The 18,108-nt window shown below is 64.7% G+C and carries 20 protein-coding genes; 5 read left to right on the top strand and 15 right to left on the bottom strand.

Annotation, left to right across the window (positions count from 1 at the left end; all coding sequences use genetic code 11):
- Window positions 1-42: 42 nt before the first annotated feature.
- The 3 genes from ACAG26_RS15250 to ACAG26_RS15240 are packed head-to-tail and all read left to right on the top strand — an operon-like array spanning window position 43 to window position 2,950.
- Complete coding sequence (locus tag ACAG26_RS15250) at window positions 43-951, top strand: metal-dependent hydrolase (protein WP_370483577.1); 909 nt, start codon at window positions 43-45, stop codon at window positions 949-951.
- A 6-nt stretch (window positions 952-957) separates the two neighbouring features.
- Window positions 958-1,863, top strand: coding sequence for an alpha/beta fold hydrolase (locus tag ACAG26_RS15245; protein ID WP_370483575.1), 906 nt, complete (start codon window positions 958-960; stop codon window positions 1,861-1,863).
- Window positions 1,864-1,885: 22 nt separating this feature from the next.
- Window positions 1,886-2,950 carry a 2Fe-2S iron-sulfur cluster-binding protein gene (locus ACAG26_RS15240; RefSeq protein WP_370483730.1) on the top strand — a complete coding sequence of 355 codons (1,065 nt, stop codon included), beginning with the start codon at window positions 1,886-1,888 and terminating at the stop codon, window positions 2,948-2,950.
- Between the two features lie 6 nt (window positions 2,951-2,956).
- Here ACAG26_RS15240 and ACAG26_RS15235 read toward each other — a convergent pair whose 3' ends face one another.
- On the bottom strand, window positions 2,957-3,250 hold the full coding sequence (locus ACAG26_RS15235) for a hypothetical protein (protein WP_370483573.1): 294 nt from the start codon (window positions 3,248-3,250) through the stop codon (window positions 2,957-2,959).
- Window positions 3,251-3,347: 97 nt separating this feature from the next.
- On the opposite strand from ACAG26_RS15235, the gene ACAG26_RS15230 reads away from it, so the two are divergent.
- A complete protein-coding gene (locus ACAG26_RS15230; protein ID WP_370483571.1) occupies window positions 3,348-4,868 on the top strand; it encodes a hypothetical protein in 1,521 nt (506 codons plus the stop codon).
- A gap of 9 nt (window positions 4,869-4,877) precedes the next feature.
- On the opposite strand, the gene ACAG26_RS15225 is transcribed toward ACAG26_RS15230, so the two are convergent.
- The 7 genes from ACAG26_RS15225 to ACAG26_RS15195 all read right to left on the bottom strand — a co-directional run bounded on the left by ACAG26_RS15225 (window position 4,878) and on the right by ACAG26_RS15195 (window position 11,803).
- Window positions 4,878-5,951: a hypothetical protein gene (locus tag ACAG26_RS15225; protein WP_370483729.1), complete on the bottom strand. Its 1,074-nt coding sequence runs from the start codon at window positions 5,949-5,951 to the stop codon at window positions 4,878-4,880.
- A 115-nt stretch (window positions 5,952-6,066) separates the two neighbouring features.
- Window positions 6,067-6,567, bottom strand: coding sequence for an O-acetyl-ADP-ribose deacetylase (locus ACAG26_RS15220; protein ID WP_370483569.1), 501 nt, complete (start codon window positions 6,565-6,567; stop codon window positions 6,067-6,069).
- 36 nt (window positions 6,568-6,603) lie between these two features.
- Entirely contained in the window at window positions 6,604-7,089 is a 486-nt protein-coding gene (locus ACAG26_RS15215) for a pyridoxamine 5'-phosphate oxidase family protein (RefSeq protein WP_370483567.1), read from the bottom strand.
- A 93-nt stretch (window positions 7,090-7,182) separates the two neighbouring features.
- Window positions 7,183-7,872, bottom strand: a complete 690-nt coding sequence (locus ACAG26_RS15210) for a type 1 glutamine amidotransferase domain-containing protein (protein ID WP_370483566.1) — start codon at window positions 7,870-7,872, stop codon at window positions 7,183-7,185.
- A gap of 411 nt (window positions 7,873-8,283) precedes the next feature.
- Window positions 8,284-9,330, bottom strand: a complete 1,047-nt coding sequence (locus ACAG26_RS15205) for an aldo/keto reductase (protein WP_370483564.1) — start codon at window positions 9,328-9,330, stop codon at window positions 8,284-8,286.
- 176 nt (window positions 9,331-9,506) lie between these two features.
- Window positions 9,507-10,595 (bottom strand): NmrA family NAD(P)-binding protein, encoded by a 1,089-nt coding sequence (locus tag ACAG26_RS15200; protein WP_370483727.1) that lies wholly within the window; start codon window positions 10,593-10,595, stop codon window positions 9,507-9,509.
- Between the two features lie 26 nt (window positions 10,596-10,621).
- The gene (locus ACAG26_RS15195) at window positions 10,622-11,803 is read right to left on the bottom strand and encodes an acetyl-CoA C-acyltransferase (RefSeq protein ID WP_370483562.1); all 1,182 of its coding nucleotides are present in this window, start codon (window positions 11,801-11,803) and stop codon (window positions 10,622-10,624) included.
- A gap of 203 nt (window positions 11,804-12,006) precedes the next feature.
- On the opposite strand from ACAG26_RS15195, the gene ACAG26_RS15190 reads away from it, so the two are divergent.
- Window positions 12,007-12,537, top strand: a complete 531-nt coding sequence (locus ACAG26_RS15190; RefSeq protein WP_370483560.1) for a winged helix-turn-helix transcriptional regulator — start codon at window positions 12,007-12,009, stop codon at window positions 12,535-12,537.
- Here the strand turns inward: ACAG26_RS15190 and ACAG26_RS15185 are convergent.
- The 7 genes from ACAG26_RS15185 to ACAG26_RS15155 all read right to left on the bottom strand — a co-directional run bounded on the left by ACAG26_RS15185 (window position 12,506) and on the right by ACAG26_RS15155 (window position 18,077).
- On the bottom strand, window positions 12,506-12,769 hold the full coding sequence (locus tag ACAG26_RS15185; RefSeq protein WP_370483558.1) for a hypothetical protein: 264 nt from the start codon (window positions 12,767-12,769) through the stop codon (window positions 12,506-12,508). The genes ACAG26_RS15190 and ACAG26_RS15185 overlap by 32 nt on opposite strands.
- A 160-nt stretch (window positions 12,770-12,929) precedes the next feature.
- A complete protein-coding gene (locus ACAG26_RS15180) occupies window positions 12,930-13,706 on the bottom strand; it encodes a FadR/GntR family transcriptional regulator (protein WP_370483557.1) in 777 nt (258 codons plus the stop codon).
- Window positions 13,707-13,852: 146 nt separating this feature from the next.
- Window positions 13,853-14,209: a hypothetical protein gene (locus ACAG26_RS15175; RefSeq protein WP_370483555.1), complete on the bottom strand. Its 357-nt coding sequence runs from the start codon at window positions 14,207-14,209 to the stop codon at window positions 13,853-13,855.
- Window positions 14,210-14,261: 52 nt separating this feature from the next.
- Window positions 14,262-15,011, bottom strand: a complete 750-nt coding sequence (locus ACAG26_RS15170; protein ID WP_370483553.1) for a hypothetical protein — start codon at window positions 15,009-15,011, stop codon at window positions 14,262-14,264.
- A 44-nt stretch (window positions 15,012-15,055) separates the two neighbouring features.
- Window positions 15,056-16,012, bottom strand: coding sequence for an MlaD family protein (locus ACAG26_RS15165; RefSeq protein ID WP_370483551.1), 957 nt, complete (start codon window positions 16,010-16,012; stop codon window positions 15,056-15,058).
- The gene (locus tag ACAG26_RS15160) at window positions 16,009-17,031 is read right to left on the bottom strand and encodes an MlaD family protein (RefSeq protein WP_370483548.1); all 1,023 of its coding nucleotides are present in this window, start codon (window positions 17,029-17,031) and stop codon (window positions 16,009-16,011) included. Before ACAG26_RS15160 ends, ACAG26_RS15165 begins: the two co-directional genes overlap by 4 nt.
- Window positions 17,028-18,077: an MlaD family protein gene (locus ACAG26_RS15155; protein ID WP_370483546.1), complete on the bottom strand. Its 1,050-nt coding sequence runs from the start codon at window positions 18,075-18,077 to the stop codon at window positions 17,028-17,030. The genes ACAG26_RS15160 and ACAG26_RS15155 overlap by 4 nt, the downstream gene beginning before the upstream one ends.
- Window positions 18,078-18,108 lie beyond the last annotated feature (31 nt).

Genomic DNA, 18,108 nt, shown 5'->3' with positions numbered 1-18,108 from the left:
CGCAGCCAGACACACCGAGCACGAGCAGTCAGGGAGGTCACGATGTTCACCATCGATGATCAGGCAACGGGTCCGCGGGAGGAGTCGCTCGACCACGAGCGACTCGTCCTGCAGGCCCGGGACGTCGAGTTCGATTGGGCGAAGCTGCCGATGCACTACGTGCCCAACGAACCGTTCGCCACCCATTTCTGCAACGTGCTGCACCTGCTGCTGCCGGCCGGCGAGGAGTTCATCGTCGACGTGTTCAAGCAGGCGTTGCCGTTGATCAAGGACGAGCAACTGCGGTTGGATGTGCAGGGCTTCATCGCCCAGGAGGCCATGCACTCGCAGGCGCACGCCGGGGTGGCGGACCACTTGACCGCCAAAGGCATTGACCTGTCCCCGTTCACCGACCAACTCGCCTGGCTGTTCGGCCGGGTGGTCGGTGACCGGCCCCGGTGGAGCCGGCGGCGGCAGCGCAGCTGGTTGGCGGAGCGGGTGGCGATCGTTGCCGCCCTGGAGCATTACACCGCCATCTTGGGGGAATGGATCCTCGACACCCCGCAGCTGGATGCGCTCGGCACCGACCCGGTGATGCTGGATCTGATCCGCTGGCACGGGGCCGAGGAGGTCGAGCACAAGGCCGTGGCCTTCGACACTATGAAGCATCTGCGCGTCGGCTATTGGCGGCAGGTGCGCACCCAGCTGCTGGTGACGCCGGTGATGGCGTGGTTGTTTGCCCGCGGGGTGCGGTTCATGTACTCGATCGACCCGCTGCTGCCACCGGGAACCAAGGTGCGCTGGCGCGACTACTTCCGCGCCGCGCGCCGGGGTTTGGTGCCCGGGCCGTTCCAGTTCTTGGGGGTCATCGGCGCCTACTACAAACCGAACTTCCATCCGTCCAAGCTGGGCGGGGTGGGACGCGCGGTGGAGTACCTGGCCAAATCACCCGCCGCGCGCGCGGCGCACTGAGCACCGATGGTCACCACAGCGGCAACCGCCAACACCGTCACCGCGCCGGACGGCGTCACCCTGGCCGTGCACCGGTACGGCGAGTTCGACCCGGACCGCCCGACCCTGCTGGCGGTGCACGGCTACCCGGACAACCACCACGTGTGGGACGGGCTCGCCGAGCAGCTCGCCGGCCGCTACAACGTGGTGGCCTACGACGTGCGGGGGGCCGGTGAATCATCAGCGCCGGCCGACCGGTCGGGTTACCGGTTTCCGCACCTGGTTGCCGATATCGGTGCGGTGATCGACAGCCTGGGGGTGGGCCAGGTGCACCTGGTGGGCCACGACTGGGGCTCGATCCAGTGCTGGGCGGCGGTCACCGACGACGCGGTGATGGGCAAGATCGCCTCGTTGACCTCGATTTCCGGGCCGCACCTGAACTACGCGGGCAAGTTTCTGCGGTCGGCGCGCACCCCGCGCGCGGTGTTCGACGTCGCCAAACAGATTCTGGCTTCCAGCTACATCTGGTTCTTCTTATGCCCGCGGGTGCCGGAGCTGGCGATCCGGGCCGGTGCGACGGCGAAAGTCTTTGAAGCGGTGGGGTATCTCGGCCGCTCCAGTACCCGCAGGCATCGCCCGGCGGACTACCGATCCGTCCGCGACTACCTCAACGGGCTCAACCTGTACCGCGCCAACATGCCCGCACCGATCTTCGCGCCGCCGGCGCAGCTGCCGCAGACCAGCGTCCCGGTGCAGGTGCTCATCGCCCGCCAGGATTACTTCGTGTCCCCCGCCTTACAGCGGTTCACCGGCGCGATCCCGGCCGGCGGCCGGGTGGTTCCCATCGAGGGCGGCCACTGGGTGGTGAGCTCGCGTCCGGAGACCATCGCTCGGCTCACCGGCGAATGGGTCGAGACGATTCGACAGAGATAGCGAGAGTGTTGTGTCGCAGACGATGTGGAGCAGCAGACCGGCCGACCTGTACGGCCGCCGCAAACGGGACCGGATGTACACCGCGCTGTGGGGCGCGGGTGTGCTGTTCGGCGGGTTCGCGTCGGCGTCGCGGTGGACACCGACGCGGGTGGTGCCAGTGCAGCGCACCACCACCGCGGTGGTCACCAAACGCGAACTGCTCACCCCGGACGTGGTGGCGTTGACGTTGGCCGACCCGGACGGGGGATTGCTGCCGTCCTGGACCCCCGGCGCGCACATCGATGTGCGGCTGGCCTCGGGTCGGCGCCGGCAGTACTCGCTGTGCGGCCCGCCCGGGCGGCGCACCGACTACCGCATCGCGGTACGCCGGATCGCCGACGGCGGCGGCGGCTCGATCGAGATGCATGACACCTTCGAGGTGGGCGACACGCTGGTCTTCGAGGGCCCCCGCAACGCGTTCTATCTGGTCACCGACGAGCGGGAGGTGCTGTTTGTGCTCGGCGGCATCGGCGTGACGCCCATCCTGCCGATGATGCGGACCGCGCAGCAGCGCGGAATCAATTGGCGCGCCGTGTATGCCGGCCGCAGCCGCGACTTCATGCCGCTGCTGGACGAGGTGGTGGCGGTCGCGCCGGATCGGGTGACCGTGTGGGCCGACGACGAGCGCGGCCGCGTCCCCACCGCCGGGGACCTGCTGGCCGACGCCGGGCCGGCGACCGCGGTGTACGTGTGCGGGCCCAGCGCCATGCTGGAGGCGGTGCGCACCGCGCGCGACGAACACGCCGACGCGCCGCTGCACTACGAACGGTTCGGCCCGCCGCCGGTGGTTGACGGCGCGCCGTTCGAGCTGGAGCTGGCCCGCTCGCAGCGGGTGCTGTCGGTGCCGGCCAACCGGTCGGCGCTGGACGTGATGCGCGACCGCGACCAGACGACGCCGTACTCCTGCCAGCAGGGCTTCTGCGGCACCTGCAAGGTCAAGGTGCTGTGTGGGCAGGTCGATCGCCGGGGTCGCGCCGCGGAGGGCGACGACGAAATGCTGGTCTGTGTCTCCCGTGCCAACGGCGGGCGCGTGGTGATCGACGCCTGATCGGGCCTATTCGTCGGGCTCGTCGCCTTCGTAGTCCTCGTCGGGCTCGTCGTCTTCGTAGTCCTCGTACTCGTCCTCGTCGTCGTCTGCGGCGTCCAGGCCGAGGTCCAGCGGGTCGTCACCGTGCGGGTCGACGACATACTGCTGCCAGTAGCCCGGGGCGAAGTGGATCGTGTCGGCGTGTTCGGCGTCGTCGCCGGCCTCGACCCACAGGATCATTCCGTCCTTGATGCCGTAGGCGAACGCGTTGGGGTAGGCGACGCCGCCGTCAACGGTTTTGATGTGAATGTCGTAAGCCACGAGCGGCAGTCTTCCATGCGGGGCCGACCGAGGGTGGGGTGTGCCCGGCCGCGTGGTCGGCTGATGCCCGGCGGCGCGTCGATGAGAGAGTTAGTAGATGAGCAAAGTTGCGGTGCATGCGGGCCGCGCCGGTGTCGCCGGGGTGCTCATCGCCGCCGGCATCGGGCTCGGCGCGTACAACGCGTGGTGGGTGGCGCTGGTCGTCGCGGTTCCGCTGGTCATCGCCGGGCTGCTGGTCGGCCCGCGACCGTCGCGCCTGTCCGAACTCCCGGTGTTTGAATCCGCCAGCGGTGTCCAGTCGACGCCGACCCGCGTCGATGCGCTGACCCGCAGCAGCTTGGCCAACGCTGACCTGCAGCCCACGCTGGTGACCGCGACGATCAGCCCGCATAACGACACCGCCTATCGGGCACGCTGGATTGCGTCGATGTCGCGCAGTGATTTTCGGTCGCTCACCGACAGCCCGGTCACCGCGCTGCCGCCGCATCGGCTGCCCCCGCGCGAGGCGAACCGCACCCCCGACTTCGCCGCTCAGCCCGGCAAATGGGCGGTGATCTATCCGGGAATCACCGTCGTGGCGACGCTGGCGGTGCTGTTCGGTGTCGGTGACGCCTGGCACGTCTCGATCACCCTGCCGTCGGCACCGGCGGTGCACCGCTCCGCCGACAACGCCACCACAAAGAAGAGCGTCGACCTCGACGCCCGCCGGGACGCCATGATCCGCGCGGTCAGCGCCAAGCTCGGGCCGGCCGCCCCCGAGAACCTGCTCGATCTGCGTTTCACCGACTCCGGCTCCGATTACGCCACGGTCTTCAACCCGGCCAACGGTAACGCGACAAGCGTCTACATCAGCAGCAGCGGCGACGTGTACACCACTCCGGTGCCGAACACGCTGCGCAAGACCAGCACCTTCGCTGCCGCCGACCTCGCGTCGACCAGCCTGACCGCGATCGCCGACAAGATGGGTCAGCAATTCCGGTCCGCCGGCAAGGAAGACCACCTGGAAACGTTCGAGGTCAAACGCTCCGGGCCCGAGCAACCGCTCATCCTCACCGGCACCTTCAACGGCCCGAACATGTTCCCGTTCAGCAAGACCATCGACGCGCGCCCCGACGGGACCGTCGCCGAGCTGTTCGACCCGTCCGACTTCGCGGTGTCCTTTCGGCGGACGCGAGAAGCCTTGCAGTCGGCGGGGATCGCCCCGTCGGACCGGGTGTTGACCACCCTGCAGATCCGCGGAATCACCCAGAACACCCCGAATCTGCACGCCAGCGAGATCCAGAGCAGCGGCGGGGTGCTGATCGAGTTCGAGAGCGATGACCGGTCCGGCAGCATCGTCATCGCGCCGGGGCATCTTCCCGAGCTCACCGACCGCTCGGGCGCGGCATCCGAGGGTTTCGCCTTCGACGATGTGACCCCGGCGACGTTCGACTCGGTGCGCGCCCAGGCGATGCAACGCGGTTCCCTGGAGCCCTACGAAAGCCGCGCCGTCGACATCGAGATGTCGAATCAGCCGACGGATCGGTTCGGGTTGGCGATCCGCATTGCGCTCGCCGGGGTGGACGCCGCGGCCGGCACCTACTCCCCGACCGGCGAATTCCTCGCCCAGGGCACCTGATCGGGCTGGCTACCGCGCCGATTCGATGGCGCGGCGAGTGACCCCTTCTAGTTGTGCGAGTTGACCTTTGGGCGGGTGAATCGCGCCACGGTCGACCAGCCTGGCGACGATCTCGCGGACCCGGCCGTAATAGGTGGCCTGCTCGGCCGGTGTGGTGCTGGCCGCGGCATGGTTGTAGAGCTTGAGCGCGGTATCGAGTTCGTCCTGGTCGGCTTGGTCGAGGTAGGTCGTGCCGACCTTCTTCCCATGCGATTCGCACCCGATCCAGGCGCGCCGCAGCGTGACGACGGCCTGCTGGTAGGCGTCGGCTAGGCCCCGGTTGGCCGGGTAGGCCTCGGTGCGCAGGGCTTGCGCATCCTCGAGCGCCACCTGGAAGGTCTGGGTCTGTTCGACGGTCACATCGGTGATCGCCGGGTAGCGCAACAGCATCGCCGGGTCGAGTTCGTAGACACCGTAGGCGCCCAGGACGCTGTCGTGGCGGCGAACCGCCTCCTCCCACAACCGTTTTGCCGCTTCCTCGGTGCCGGCGTCGGCGATCCGCGGCCCCCCGGACCCGGTGGACGCGGCGGCGGGTTTGGGGCCGGCGGCGGCCTCCGGTTCGGGCAGCGTGGCCTGCAGCCGGTCCAGCACCTCCGCCGCGGCGGGATCCGATTCGACGATGGCCACCCACCATTCGTCGCTGCCGGTGTCGGTGGCGAAGGTCAGTTTCAGGTATTTCTGGCCCCGCACGGTCAGGTGCCGGCCCGTCATCGCGGTCGCCTCCGCCGGACCGCCCCGGCGTGCCGCGGTCAGCGACGACAGCGGGTAGCTGACGATCTCGTGGTCCTCGGTGCCGAAGTAGACGGTGTCGGCGTCGACGGTCACCAGCACCGCGCCCCGATCCCCCAGCCGCCCATAGGCCACCACACCCAGCGACACCGTCACCAACGCCGCCACGGTCGCGGCGACGACGAATCCGGACACCCCGGCGACGTTGAGCGCGACCAGCGCGATCAGGCCCGCGTTCAGCAGCGCAGCCGCGGTCTTCGACGCCACGTGGTGGCGCCCGGTCAGGTATTCGGTCCGCGCGGTCACCGCGACCATCGAGGTGTCCTCGGTGAAGTTCATCGGCAGGTGTGGTTCCTCGGCGTTGGGACGTCGCCCCAGCATACGGGCGGCGGCAGGCAGTTCGGTTGGCTCGGGGGTCGATTCGCTGTGGTCAGCCCGGCAGCCGCGCCCGGATCGCGTCGTGCACCGTGGCGTCAAACGCCACCAGCCTGATGTCGTCGACACCCGTGGTGGCGGCGGCGAGGGTGTCGATGGCCGCGTCGATGGCGTCACCGAGCGGCCACCCGTAGACGCCACTGCTGATCAGCGGGAAGGCGATGCTGGCAGCGCCGAGTTCGTCGGCAACCGCCAACGCACGGCGGTAGCAGGACTCCAACAGCGCGCGGTCCCGCTGTCCGGCCCGGTAGTTCGGCCCGACCGTGTGAATCACCCAGCGGGCCGGCAGGTCGCCGGCCGTCGTCCAGCCGGCGTCGCCGGTGGCCAGCCCGTCCGGGAACTTCTCGATGCAGTCCCGCAGGATCGCCGGGCCCCCACCGCGGTGGATGGCGCCGTCGACGCCGCCACCGCCGCGCATGGCGTTGTTGGCGGCGTTGACGATGGCATCCACGTGTTGCTGTGTGATGTCCCCGAGGACGACAGTGATCCCTGGCATACCACCCAGTATGGCGATATCCCGGGCCGCGTCTGGCTAACCCTCGTTGAGGAGGTCCGCGAGGAAACCGGGTAACCGGCCAGCGCCGAAGTCGTAAAACCGCGCCCACTGCGGCTCGATCGAAATGCGCACCATCAGCCGGTACGTCGATTGCACGTTGCGCTCGAATTCGGCAAATTCGGCGTCGTCCATCGAGTTCCTCGCTGCCGCGAGGTACTCGTCGGTGACGCCATCGACGGTGTCCAGCGTGGCAAGGCCACGCACCAACAGGCACTTCGCTTCCTCTGGAGTGGAACCCGTGTCGATGGTCACCGCGACTTGCGGGCGGGACGCAAGCGCGCGGGCTTTCGGGGAGGTCGGGGCGGTGGAGACGACGATGCGTTCGCCGGTCCAGTAGAACCCGACGGGGATAACCCGCGGAAAGCCATCGTGTCCGTTGTGGGCGAGCCGTGCCATCGAGCCGGAGAGCAGCGTCTGGGCGTCGGGGTGGCCAAGCTCCCGCGCCAACTCCTGCGCATTCATCACAGTTGTAGTCCTACCCGGTCCAGCCGGGTGGTCCCAAGGTGAGCCCCGAATCGCGGACCCCAATTTGCCACGCCGGTCGGCGCGGGCGGGTCAGCCTTCCAGCACCGAGACGACCTTCTTGGCCGTCGCCTTGGCCGAGCCCGGATTCTGGCCCGTCACCAGACGGCCGTCGACGACGACGTGGGAGGCAAACGGGATCAGGCCCTTTTCGTAGCGGGCGCCGCGCTTCTTCGCTTCCGCCTCGGCGTTGTAGGGCACCACCTTGTCGACCCGTGCCAAAACCTCTTCCGACCAGGCGAAACCGGTGAGCTTGCGCCCGGCGATCAACAGCGACCCGTCCGACAGCTGGGTGTTGAGCAGGCCGCAGTAGCCGTGGCAAACCGAGGACACGATGCCACCGCGTTCGAAGATATCCCGCGTGATGCGTTGCAGGCCCTCACTGTCGGGAAAATCGAACATCACCGCGTGGCCGCCGGTGAAGTAGATCGCGTCGAAGTCCGCCGCGTCGATCTCCTCGGGTGCGGCGGTGGCGGCCAGCAGCGCCATCTTCGCGTCGTCGGCCTTCCACGCCTTCGCGCTCTTGTCGTAGTTCGGAAACTTCAACGAACGCGGCTCCAGCGGTGACGGGCCGCCGTTCGGGCTGACGATCGTCTGTTCATAACCGGCGTCGGCGAAGACGTGATAGGCGTGCGTCAGCTCGGAGAGCCACAGCCCGGTCGGCTCGGACGGATCCTCGTAGTGCGAGACGTTGGTGACGACGTTCAGGATGCGCTTGGCCATGCTCCAAGAATTCCGTTGACGGTCGGGCGGCGCCACCACCTGGCCACTTCTCACAACTAGTTGGCCATCCGTCACCTATTCTGTGGGGTCCGCCGGTCTCTGATCTCAACGTTGGCTAAACCCCATTAGGCTCACCGGACGCGTCTCTGGCCCCTGGCAGCCCTGCTCGTCCTCATCGCGGGTTGCGCTCGGCCAGCCGGGCGGGCACCGTCCACGTCGCCGAGCGGTTCCGCGATACCCGCCTCGACCACGTCGGCGGCAGCGCCGCCGACCACGCCACCAACACCGCCTCCGGCCGGATAGTGGTGGCGACTTCGTCACATTCTCGGCGGCTGGCGACGGCAACCGTCAGGCGCCGCCCGATCGGTTGCTCCAGTACGGCGGTGACGTTCGTGGCGATGAATGGGTCGGTCAGGCTACTGGATGGGTGGGCCGATCGAATTCAAGATGCTTGCCTCCCGTCAGTGCTTGCGCGGTCTCTGGCTCACTGGTGACGGTGTAGGGGTAGATCGAGGCGACGGCGCTCACCTTGTCGAGGCGCTGGATCTGGTCGGCGGTGAGCCGGACGTTCGCTGCTGCAAGGTTAGCGTGCAGTTGCTCGACGGTACGCGGGCCAATGATCGGTGTTGCTCCTTTGGCTGCGACCCAGGCGATGGCGACCTCGCCGGCGGTGACACCAATCTCGTGGGCGACGGCGATCACTGCGTCGAGGATCGCGGTGCGCTGGGCGGAATTTTCCGCTTGGAATACTCTGCCGTCCAAGCCTTCGGCACGGCCTCTCTCGCCGGCCCGGTACTTGCCGGTGAGCATGCCCCCTCCCAGGGGGGACCAGGCAAGCACGCCGAGTCCTAGGGCGGTGGCAGCGGGAATCATTTCGATCTCGGTGGTGCGCTCGACGAGGCTGTATTCCACTTGGACACCTGCGACGGGTGCGATGTTATGCACGTCGGCTAGTGTTACCGCCCGGGACACCCGCCAGGCCGGGAAATTCGACAACCCGGCATAAAGGATTTTGCCGGTGCGGACGAGATCTTCGAAGCCACGCACGATTTCGTCGGTGGGAGTGACGTCGTCTCCCATGTGCAGCCAGTACACATCGATGCGATCGGTGTTGAGGCGTTTGAGGCTCGCCTCGACTGAGGAGACCATGGCTTTGCGGCTGTTGCCGGTGACGAGGATGCCCGACTGCGCATCGGTCATGTCCGAGAACTTCGTCGCCAGCACGAAATCGTCACGGCGGTTTTTGAGCAGCTCTCCGACGATCTCCTCGGATTCACCGAGTTGATAGCTGTTGGCGGTGTCGATGAAGTTCCCACCAGCATCGGCATACGCCTCGAAGATGCGGCGAGCGTCATCGGGTAAAGCGCCATAGCCCCAGCGCGTTCCGAAGTTCCCGGTACCCAACACCAACTCAGAGACACGCAGGCCGGTGTGCTCGCCGAATCGTTTATAACGCATGGTTGAAGTACTCCGTTCACGAAAGGGCGGTACTAACCCGAGTTGTCCTCATGGCGCACGGTGACCGGTTTACTGGGCGTCGTCGCTGCCGTTGATCAGCCGATGCTTTCGGGGGACGGTGCTGGCCGCCAGTCGACGGCGGGTGCAGGCCCCGCTCAGACCGGATCGGGTCTGACCTATAGCTTTCCTGTCCTCTTGTCCTCGCCGACCTTGAGAACCGGGGTCCAGTTTTCTGGCTGAACCTTGTCCCAAAGGCCGCTGTATCCCTGCTCTTTTGCAGACTGGTCTTGTCTCGTGAACCATTGCTCAGCGCTTTTGATCCGGTTCGGGTGGATCTCGTCGAGCAAGGCATAGTCTCGTTTGACGATTCTGTGCCTCCACAGATTCCAAAAACCGGTGAAGTTATCGCGGACGGTCATGGTGCTTTTGTCATTGGGATCCGCGTTGTACCCAGCAGGCGTATTTGCAATCTGGCTAAGCGGACCATTAGTCCAGTACGTGTCCAGATCGGTGTCGACGTACTGTGCCGGATGGCCGGTGACCTTCTCGAAGGCCGCAGCAAGTTCCGCGTAGTCGACATCTTCAACAGCGACTTCGAGATCCATGCCGTTGGCGCGCTCGGGGTGGTCGAAAAGCCAACGAACGTAATACCCGCAATCTTCAAGGGACACATGGGGCACAGCTCCGTTGCCCAGGGGAACGCGCCAGGTTAAGACGCCGTCCTCCAGAGTTGGCGCCATCGGCGTGCCAGGCGAAAGGGTCATCTCGATGTAGGGACCGGTGGTGAAGATCGCCGCTCCCATCCGATCGCGATTATCCTGATTCTGGAACAGGATCCACTCACCCATGCGACCCTTGCCGTCGTAGTGGCCGGTGCGGAACCTTGAGTCATAGCCCGCTTTCTTGAGGCCATAGTCGAGGTTTCCATACACGAAGAATTTGATTCCTTCTTCGATGGCTATCTCGTAGCTGCGGATCGCCCAGTAAGTCTCGGTTTTCTCACCGGTGTTGAACCCGTCGATGTTGATGAATGCTCCATCGCAGCCACGGAATCCCTCTCGTAGGATGTCTTCGTCGGCGAATGAGCCTTCCAGGACGGAGACGTTCTCGAGTGCGAGGAGTTCTTTGGCTCGTCGCGACCCCGGGTCGCGGCTGAGGAACCGAACGGAGTATCTCTTGTCGGCGACCAGCGCGCGGATGATGGGCATGCCCTGCGCGCCGGTGCCGCCGACGACGAAGATCTTGGAGGTGGTGCGGGAAAACATTGTTGGCTCCCTTTGCTCGGTGATGATCACAATCGCTCGATGATGGTGGCGTTGGCCATGCCGCCGCCCTCGCACATGGTCTGCAGTCCGTAGCGGCCGCCGCGTTGCTCCAATGCATTGACCAAAGTGGTCATGATGCGCGCACCGCTGGCACCCAGCGGGTGGCCGATCGCGATCGCGCCACCGTTGACGTTGGTCTTGGCCAAATCCGCTCCGGTTGCTTTGGCCCACGCCAAAACGACCGACGCGAACGCCTCGTTGACCTCGAACAGGTCGATGTCGGCGAGAGTGAGTCCCGCTCGCCGCAATACCTTTTCGGTGGCCGGGATGACCCCGGTCAGCATGTACAGCGGATCAGAGCCCACCACCGTGGTGGTGTGGATGCGGGCCAGTGGGCGCAGGCCCAGCTTGCTGGCGGCCTCGCCGCTGGTGATCAGCACCGCAGCGCTGCCGTCGGAGAGCGGCGAGGAGTTGCCGGCCGTGATCTTCCAATCGATCTGGGGAAAACGAGCATTCATCGCCTCGTCGTAGAACGCCGGCTTCAGCACGGCGAGTGTTTCCACGGTGGCACCGGGCCGGATCGCTTCATCGATAGTGAGTCCGCCAAGTGGGACCAACTCGTTGTCGAAGAGGCCGTCCTTGCTGGCCCGTGCAGCGTTCTCGTGGCTGGCCGCGGAGAACTCGTCGAGTTGCGTGCGTGAGAAGTCCCATCGGGCGGCGATAAGTTCGGCGCTGATGCCCTGGGGCACCAAGCCCTCGCTATAACGCTGGGTCATCTGTTCGCCCTGGGGGTTGCTGCCCGGCAGGATTGCGGACCCCATGGGAACGCGGCTCATCGATTCGACCCCGGCGGCGATCACGAGGTCGTAGGCGCCCGCTAGCACGCCCTGGGCGGCGAAGCTGATGGCCTGCTGGCTGCTGCCGCACTGTCGATCGATCGTGGTACCCGGAACCGATTCCGGAAACCCGGCTCCTAGCAGCGCGTTTCGCGCGATGTTGAACGCCTGATCGCCGACCTGGCCGACAGCGCCTGCGATCACGTCGTCGACCTGAGCTGGATCGACACCGGTGTGCTCGACCAGCTCCCGCAGCGAATGCGCTAGCAGGTCGGCCGGCAGCACTCCGTGCAACGCGCCGCCGGGTTTGCCCTTGCCGATCGGGGTACGCACCGCACCGACTATGACCGCGTCCCGGTCCTGATATGCCATGGCGACTCCTCCTCGAGTCCGATCTAGATATATCTCCCTATACTCAGGTATACCATCAGGATATAGTAAGCTCAACCCAGATATAGGAGTGCAATCCGCGACACAGCTGGGCGCGGGCCTGACCACTCGCAGTGGGACAGGATGCCGAAAAGGCCAGGATTCAAGCGCTCCTACTGACGGAACGCAGATCGGAGGTGGATTCAGTGACAGTTCTGCAGGGCGCCCTGACCGACCGGGACACCTGGTCGGCCGTCGGTGAGTGCCCGATCGAGAAGACCATGGCGGTTCTCGGCACCAAATCGGCGATCCTAATCATGCGTGAGGCCTACTACGGCACCAGCCGATTCGACGACTTCGCCCGCCGGGTGGGCATCACCAAGGCCGCGACCGCCACCGGATTGGCCAGACTAGTCGATCTCGGGCTACTGGCCCGTCGCCCGTATCGGGATCCCGGCCAGCGTCGGCGCGACGAGTACGTGCTCACCCCGGCCGGGATCGACTTCATGCCGGTGGTCTGGGCGATGTTCCAGTGGGGCCAACGGCACCTGGCGAACAGCACCCCGCTACGCCTGACCCACGTGGACTGCGGCGCCGAGGCGGCAGTCGAAATACGCTGCGCCAAAGGACATCGCGTGCCGGCTACCGAACTCGGCGCACGGCTGGTCAAGTCGAGACGGAGCGGAATTCCAGACACGACGCGCATCACTTCACGACCCGTATCGGCACAGAGGTAGGTCCCGACAGTGACAGGGTGGTGGTCCAGGTGACGGGTCCGGCCAGCTCGATCCGCTCGGCGGCGTCGAGGATATGATTGAGCGCGACCCGCACTTCCAGGCGCGCCAGATGGGCGCCCATGCAGAATTGCGCGCAGTGGCCGAAGCTGACGTCGCCGGCTGCGCCTCGTCGAGGATCAGGCTGCGCAGCGCCCGCATCCCGGGCAGCACCCGGCCGATCGATGTAGTCCACCTCGGCCACCGAACATACGGCCGTAACAATATTCGACGGCAACGTACTTGCCACCCTCATGCATCTTCAGAGCGTGCCCGAGCACGTCAGGTGCCGTTAATTAAGTCGATGCCTTTCACGGTCGAGCCTCAATGCTGCCGGCCCGATTGGAAGCCCGTTCTCACCGATAATGCTTAGGGTCGACGACAGTGGCCGCCTGCTCGCCCAGTAATGCACTACGCAATCGCGCCATGTGGCCACTCCAGTGCGCCTGTGCGCGGTCGCCCTCCCCCGCCGCAATGAGTGCCACCAGTTGCTCGTGCGCTCGGATAGTGCGCCGCCGCGCCACGACGGTCTCGTCGCGGGCCCGGGTCAGCACATCGGCAATCGCCCGCGCAATCACTTCGTTGAGCATCTCAGTCACCAGGATTAGTGTCTGGTTTCCGGCCAGACGCACGATGTCACCGTGGAACCGGATCATGGCGTTGGTGGAGGCCAATGGATCGTTGACCATACGCTTCTGTTCAACAACCACCTCCCGCAATTGGTCTGCCGCACGTTGGCGCCCGCGTGAGGTTGCGACCATCCGGGCAGCCGCCGGCTCGATCACCGCACTTGCGTCAAACACATCGGCAAGTGACACGCTGCGTGATTGCAGCACCATGGCGGCGGCACGAGCCGTCATACGTTGGTCGGGCCTATGCACGACCACCCCGCCAAGAGCGCCACGCACGATCGAGATCAAGCCTTCGGCCTCCAAGATGCGCAAGGCTTCCCGCAATGATGGGCGGGACACTTGGAATCGTTCGACCAGGTCGGCCTCGGTGCCCACCAAGTCACCCTCATCTAGTCCGGCGGTAATGATCAGCCCACGCACTGCCTCGGCAATCTGCTTCGGCTTACCGGAGGCGAAGTTCTCGTCGGTAGATGAGCCCTTCACCGTTGTGCGCTTAGCCACGTCTCTCCCTTGTCGCATGCACCGAGCTATCGGCCTACGGTCAGCATTCTGCCCTCACCTCGGCCCCCGCGAGCATATCTGTCTGCCCATTGTGTCCATCCCCGCTCTTTAGTGAACCCGGATTCGCCACAACATGCCCCCAGCGATCAATCAGCGACATGCGGCGTATTGCCGTAGCAGGTGGCGTTGCCCACGTCGAGAATCGACCGGCATACCAGCGTCCCGTTGTTATAGATGGCAACGACGACCCACTGCGCGGGGCCGGCGGTCGGCCGCCAGTCCGCTCGCAGCTGAGCGGCCTGTCCGGTCGCTCCGTCGGCATCATCCAGTGCCACATCGAGCCGCCACGGAAGTGCCACGTTCTCGATCAACCGACGGCCGCCCGCATCCATGTATTCGATGTTGTTGAGCATCGAAACGCGCTGGGAGGTGATCTCATATCTCACGGCGTCGGCAGCACGTGCCGCCGGAGACGTCGCCGTCGCCACCACCGCGAGGGTCACACCCGCCGCCGACACACACCTACGCCTCATCGTCAATTTCCCGCGCACCGCGCTACTTTGGTCCAGCGAGTGCGCCAATGCCGCCCACATCGCTGATTTGCCAATTGTCGTGACTGTCGATCGTGATGCTGTACGTCGCTGTGGAGGGAACGCTTTCCGGCATCTGAGTCGTCTTCGTCGACACGCTGACGAACGTGTCAACAACGTAGACCCCGTCGGTGTGTGAGCGAACTTTGGCGGCCAGCGGAGTCGCGTCCGAATCCCACTCCAAGGGAATGAACAGCTGTCGCATCTGGGTAGCGGCCTTGTTGAGCTTCTCGGACAAATGTGCCGATGTCCCATGGGTCAGGTTGTCCTTCCAAGCATTCAGGTCTTGGTAGTTGACCTTGGCCGCACCCACCGCATAGTCGAGTGCTATCTGCTCCGCGCGCTGATTGCCCGCCGCCTGGCGTTGTTCTGCTTGCAGCTGGCCGCGTTCCCGCAGATACAGCCAGGCCATAGTGGCGGTCGCCGCTACCAGCGCGCCCACCAGGCCGGCCGCTACCAGCGTCTTCAGGTTCACCGAGACCCGCCGAGGGCCGCTTGCCGACTTTAAGCCCGCATCGGTACCAGCGTCGTCAGCCACGGCGCCATCCGATGTCGGCGCCGCCACGTCATCACTTTCCCCCGCGACGCCGCCATCCTGGTGCCCGGCGGAACCCTCAACCGCCGACGCCGAGGAGGCGTCATCTGGCTTCATGGCCTCGGTCTGACTGACGTCCGTGTCGTCTTCGAGGGTGGCGTCATGCATCTTGGTCTTCACCATTGCTCCTAATCGTGGCGGTGGGCACGGAATCCGTGCCCGTATCAGGGGTTCGGGACGGTGAGGTGCAGTGTCACCACACCGTCGTCGGGAATCGCGTCGAGCATGTTGGACAAGATCTGTCCGGTATCAAAGTTCATCAGCGATGCAGCGATGCCCTCGACGTTGGGGGCCAGGGTCTGCGCCACGATTTTGAGGTCAGGCGCGCGGGTATCCAGGAAATGTTGGAAAAGGTCCAGATACTCACCGAGATACTTGAAGCCAAACGGCGGTCCGGTGGCGGTGAACGCGGAGATCGAGACATCGAGCAGGGCCCCCAGGTGATTACCCGAGTCCCGTAGCGGATCGCTGATCTCGGCGATCGCTGGACCGACCCAGCCCGCATTTTCGAGTAGCGCCTGGAAATTCGCCAACATCGTGGAGCCGTCACCGTTCATAGACGCGACAGCGTTTCGCAACAATGTGCTCGCCCGCGCCAAATTGGGTAACACCGCCTGCTGATCCGGCAGTGCCCGGTCAACTTCGTCCACCAATCTGCTCAACCGACCCGGATCCATCTGGGCCAGTACGCGTCCGACGCTGGCGGCAAGCTGAGAGACTGATGCGGGCGCTCTGATTTCTTCCGTTCCGACGCGTTGACCGTCCCGCAGCATCGGACCGGATGTGGTGCGCGGTATCAGCCCAATATAGGACTCGCCGAGCGCGGACAGGTTCTCCAGGCGGACCTCACTGTCGCGCGGGACCGGGAATCTTTTGTCGATGTAGAAGTCGATGGTGGCGCCGTCGGCCGCGGAGCGAATCCCCGAGACCTTGCCAACCGGCACCCCACGCAGCAGCACGTTGGAGTCGACCACCAAACCATTGACATCCGCCACCGTCATCGACACGTTAACGCGGTCATTCGGCGCGCCGATCCGCACGCCGACCGCGCCAATGTAGTAGACGGCCGACACCACCATGAGAAGAAACACGGCAAACGACAGCAGATTGCGGAATATCATGGTATTGCCCCGACCATGCGCAGCACATCTTCAACGTTCTCCGTTATTTCCTGCCCGTCGCCCGTCTGCACGGAAACGATATTCATGACAGGATTCTTATCCGCCGGAAGATACAAATCCGTGAAAAGTTTCCGCCACGGGCGCAACCACTCCCCTTCGATGGCCCATTTGGACTTCTGGATTGCGCCCATTGCCTTGCCCATCGACTCCAGGAAGGGGACGGCCCAGTAACCGCCGAGGAAGATGCTTCCGACAGACGGTATTATCGTTCCGAGGTATGTACCCATGCGGGTGCTGATATCGATCGACCGCATACCTTCTTCTGAGAACCAGTACTGGAACATCGGAATGTGATCATCCATCAGCTTCATTATTCCGTCGACGCCGTTCAGCCATTCATCGACCGTGTCGATGTTGTTCGACAAATCGACGAGATCGGCCGATAATAGCTGCGCTATCTCTCGTACCTCCTGGGCGTGTACCGGAGTCACCCGGTTAATACCGATAATTGTGTTCTGAATCCGCTGGATCGAACCACTAGCTATAAAGTTTGACAAATTAGCAATGGTATCTTCGAGCTGTGGCGGCGACGTGGTTTGAGCGATGGGGATCCGCGCATTCGGTTTGAGCGCATAACTCTGGCCAGCAGATTCTTGGTCGCGGTCGAGTGCGACGAAGATATCCCCTAAGATCGTTGCCTGTTGGAGCACCGCGTGAATATCAGATGGGATCTGCACACTCGGATCGATACGCGCGATGACTTCCACGGCCGATTCACCCATGACAATCTTCTCGACGACGCCGACCGTAGTGCCATCCATCACCACTTTCGCCCGGTCAGGCAGGTTCAGCACATTGGCGAACTCGATAACGACGGCATACCCGTCGCGGTAGCTGTTCCCCGGTTGCGGTAGAGCATCCACCCGGATCGACGCGCACGATGCCGTCACGGTGACGCTGAACAGACCGAGGGCGACAATGGACACCACTCGGGCAATCGGACGGATGGTGCGCATCATCGGCGCGCACTCATGAAGACGTACTGCAACAGGTCGATATCGGCGGCATATGGCTGCCCGGAGACGTTCGCACAGCTGCCGGGAGCAGCCACGTTCATGACGTTGCACATCACCGCGCCGTCGGGAGTTCTGATGCGATACAGCGGCGGCCGGTAACTCATGCTGAAGCCGCGACTGTTGATGTGATTGGCAGCGGTGTTGATCCACCACGGCAACGGCTGCAATACACCGCCCAGCGCGCTCACCCACCCCGCCATATGCGGAGTGTTTATCCGCAGCGGGTCGGACACCGCGTCCAGCGTCAACTGGGTTTCGTCATAGGTGTGGGTAGCGATGTCGACAACGGCGGGAAGTAGATACCTGAGGGGACCCAAAAACTTCTCCCCGCCCTCGGTGATGTCACGCACGTACGGGCTGGTGATAACCGCATCGTTGAGCGCCAGCTTCAATGGATCGCGTATCTGCACTAGCGTCGTGGAGAGTTGCGCTACGTTGCCCACGATCGATCTCAGGTCGCTGATCGACTGGTCTGGGTTGTCCAGTAACCGCGCAGCGGTTGTCAGGATCTGGTTGACCGCGGGCCCGGTGTTCTGCGTCGCCTGGTCGATCTCTCGCAGCGCGTCACCGATATTCGTCGACTCCTCCGGGTTGATCCCCTGGACGAAATTGTTGGCAGACTCGACCACCTGCGAAATACTCTTGGGCGTAACCGACCTGTCGAGTGGAATGCACTGCCCAGGTTCAAGCTTGGGCCCGAACTCGTAGTTACCGACAAGTTCCAGCGCCCGGTCTGCCAGCACCGACGTCGATCGGATGACCGCCTTGACATCATTCGGCAGGGGCCGCGTGTCCGACACCGAGAAATCGACCTGGACGTTGGTCGCACCGGGCGTGACCTTCTTTACCTTCCCGATCTGGTAGCCCATCTGGGTTACCGGATTGTCCACGTACAAGCCGACCGCGTCGGGAAGGAGGGCACAATAGCTGTCTGCGGCGCTCCCACCGGCGGTGCAGGACGTGGCGGCAATCAGCACCGTAACGCCCACGAATATTCTTGCGCCGCTTCGGAACATGCGT

The organism is Mycobacterium sp. pUA109 (genome assembly GCF_041287095.1).
Taxonomy (GTDB): Bacteria; Actinomycetota; Actinomycetes; order Mycobacteriales; family Mycobacteriaceae; genus Mycobacterium.
Note: the sequence above shows the minus strand (reverse complement) of the source record. Positions and strands in the feature narration are given on the sequence as shown.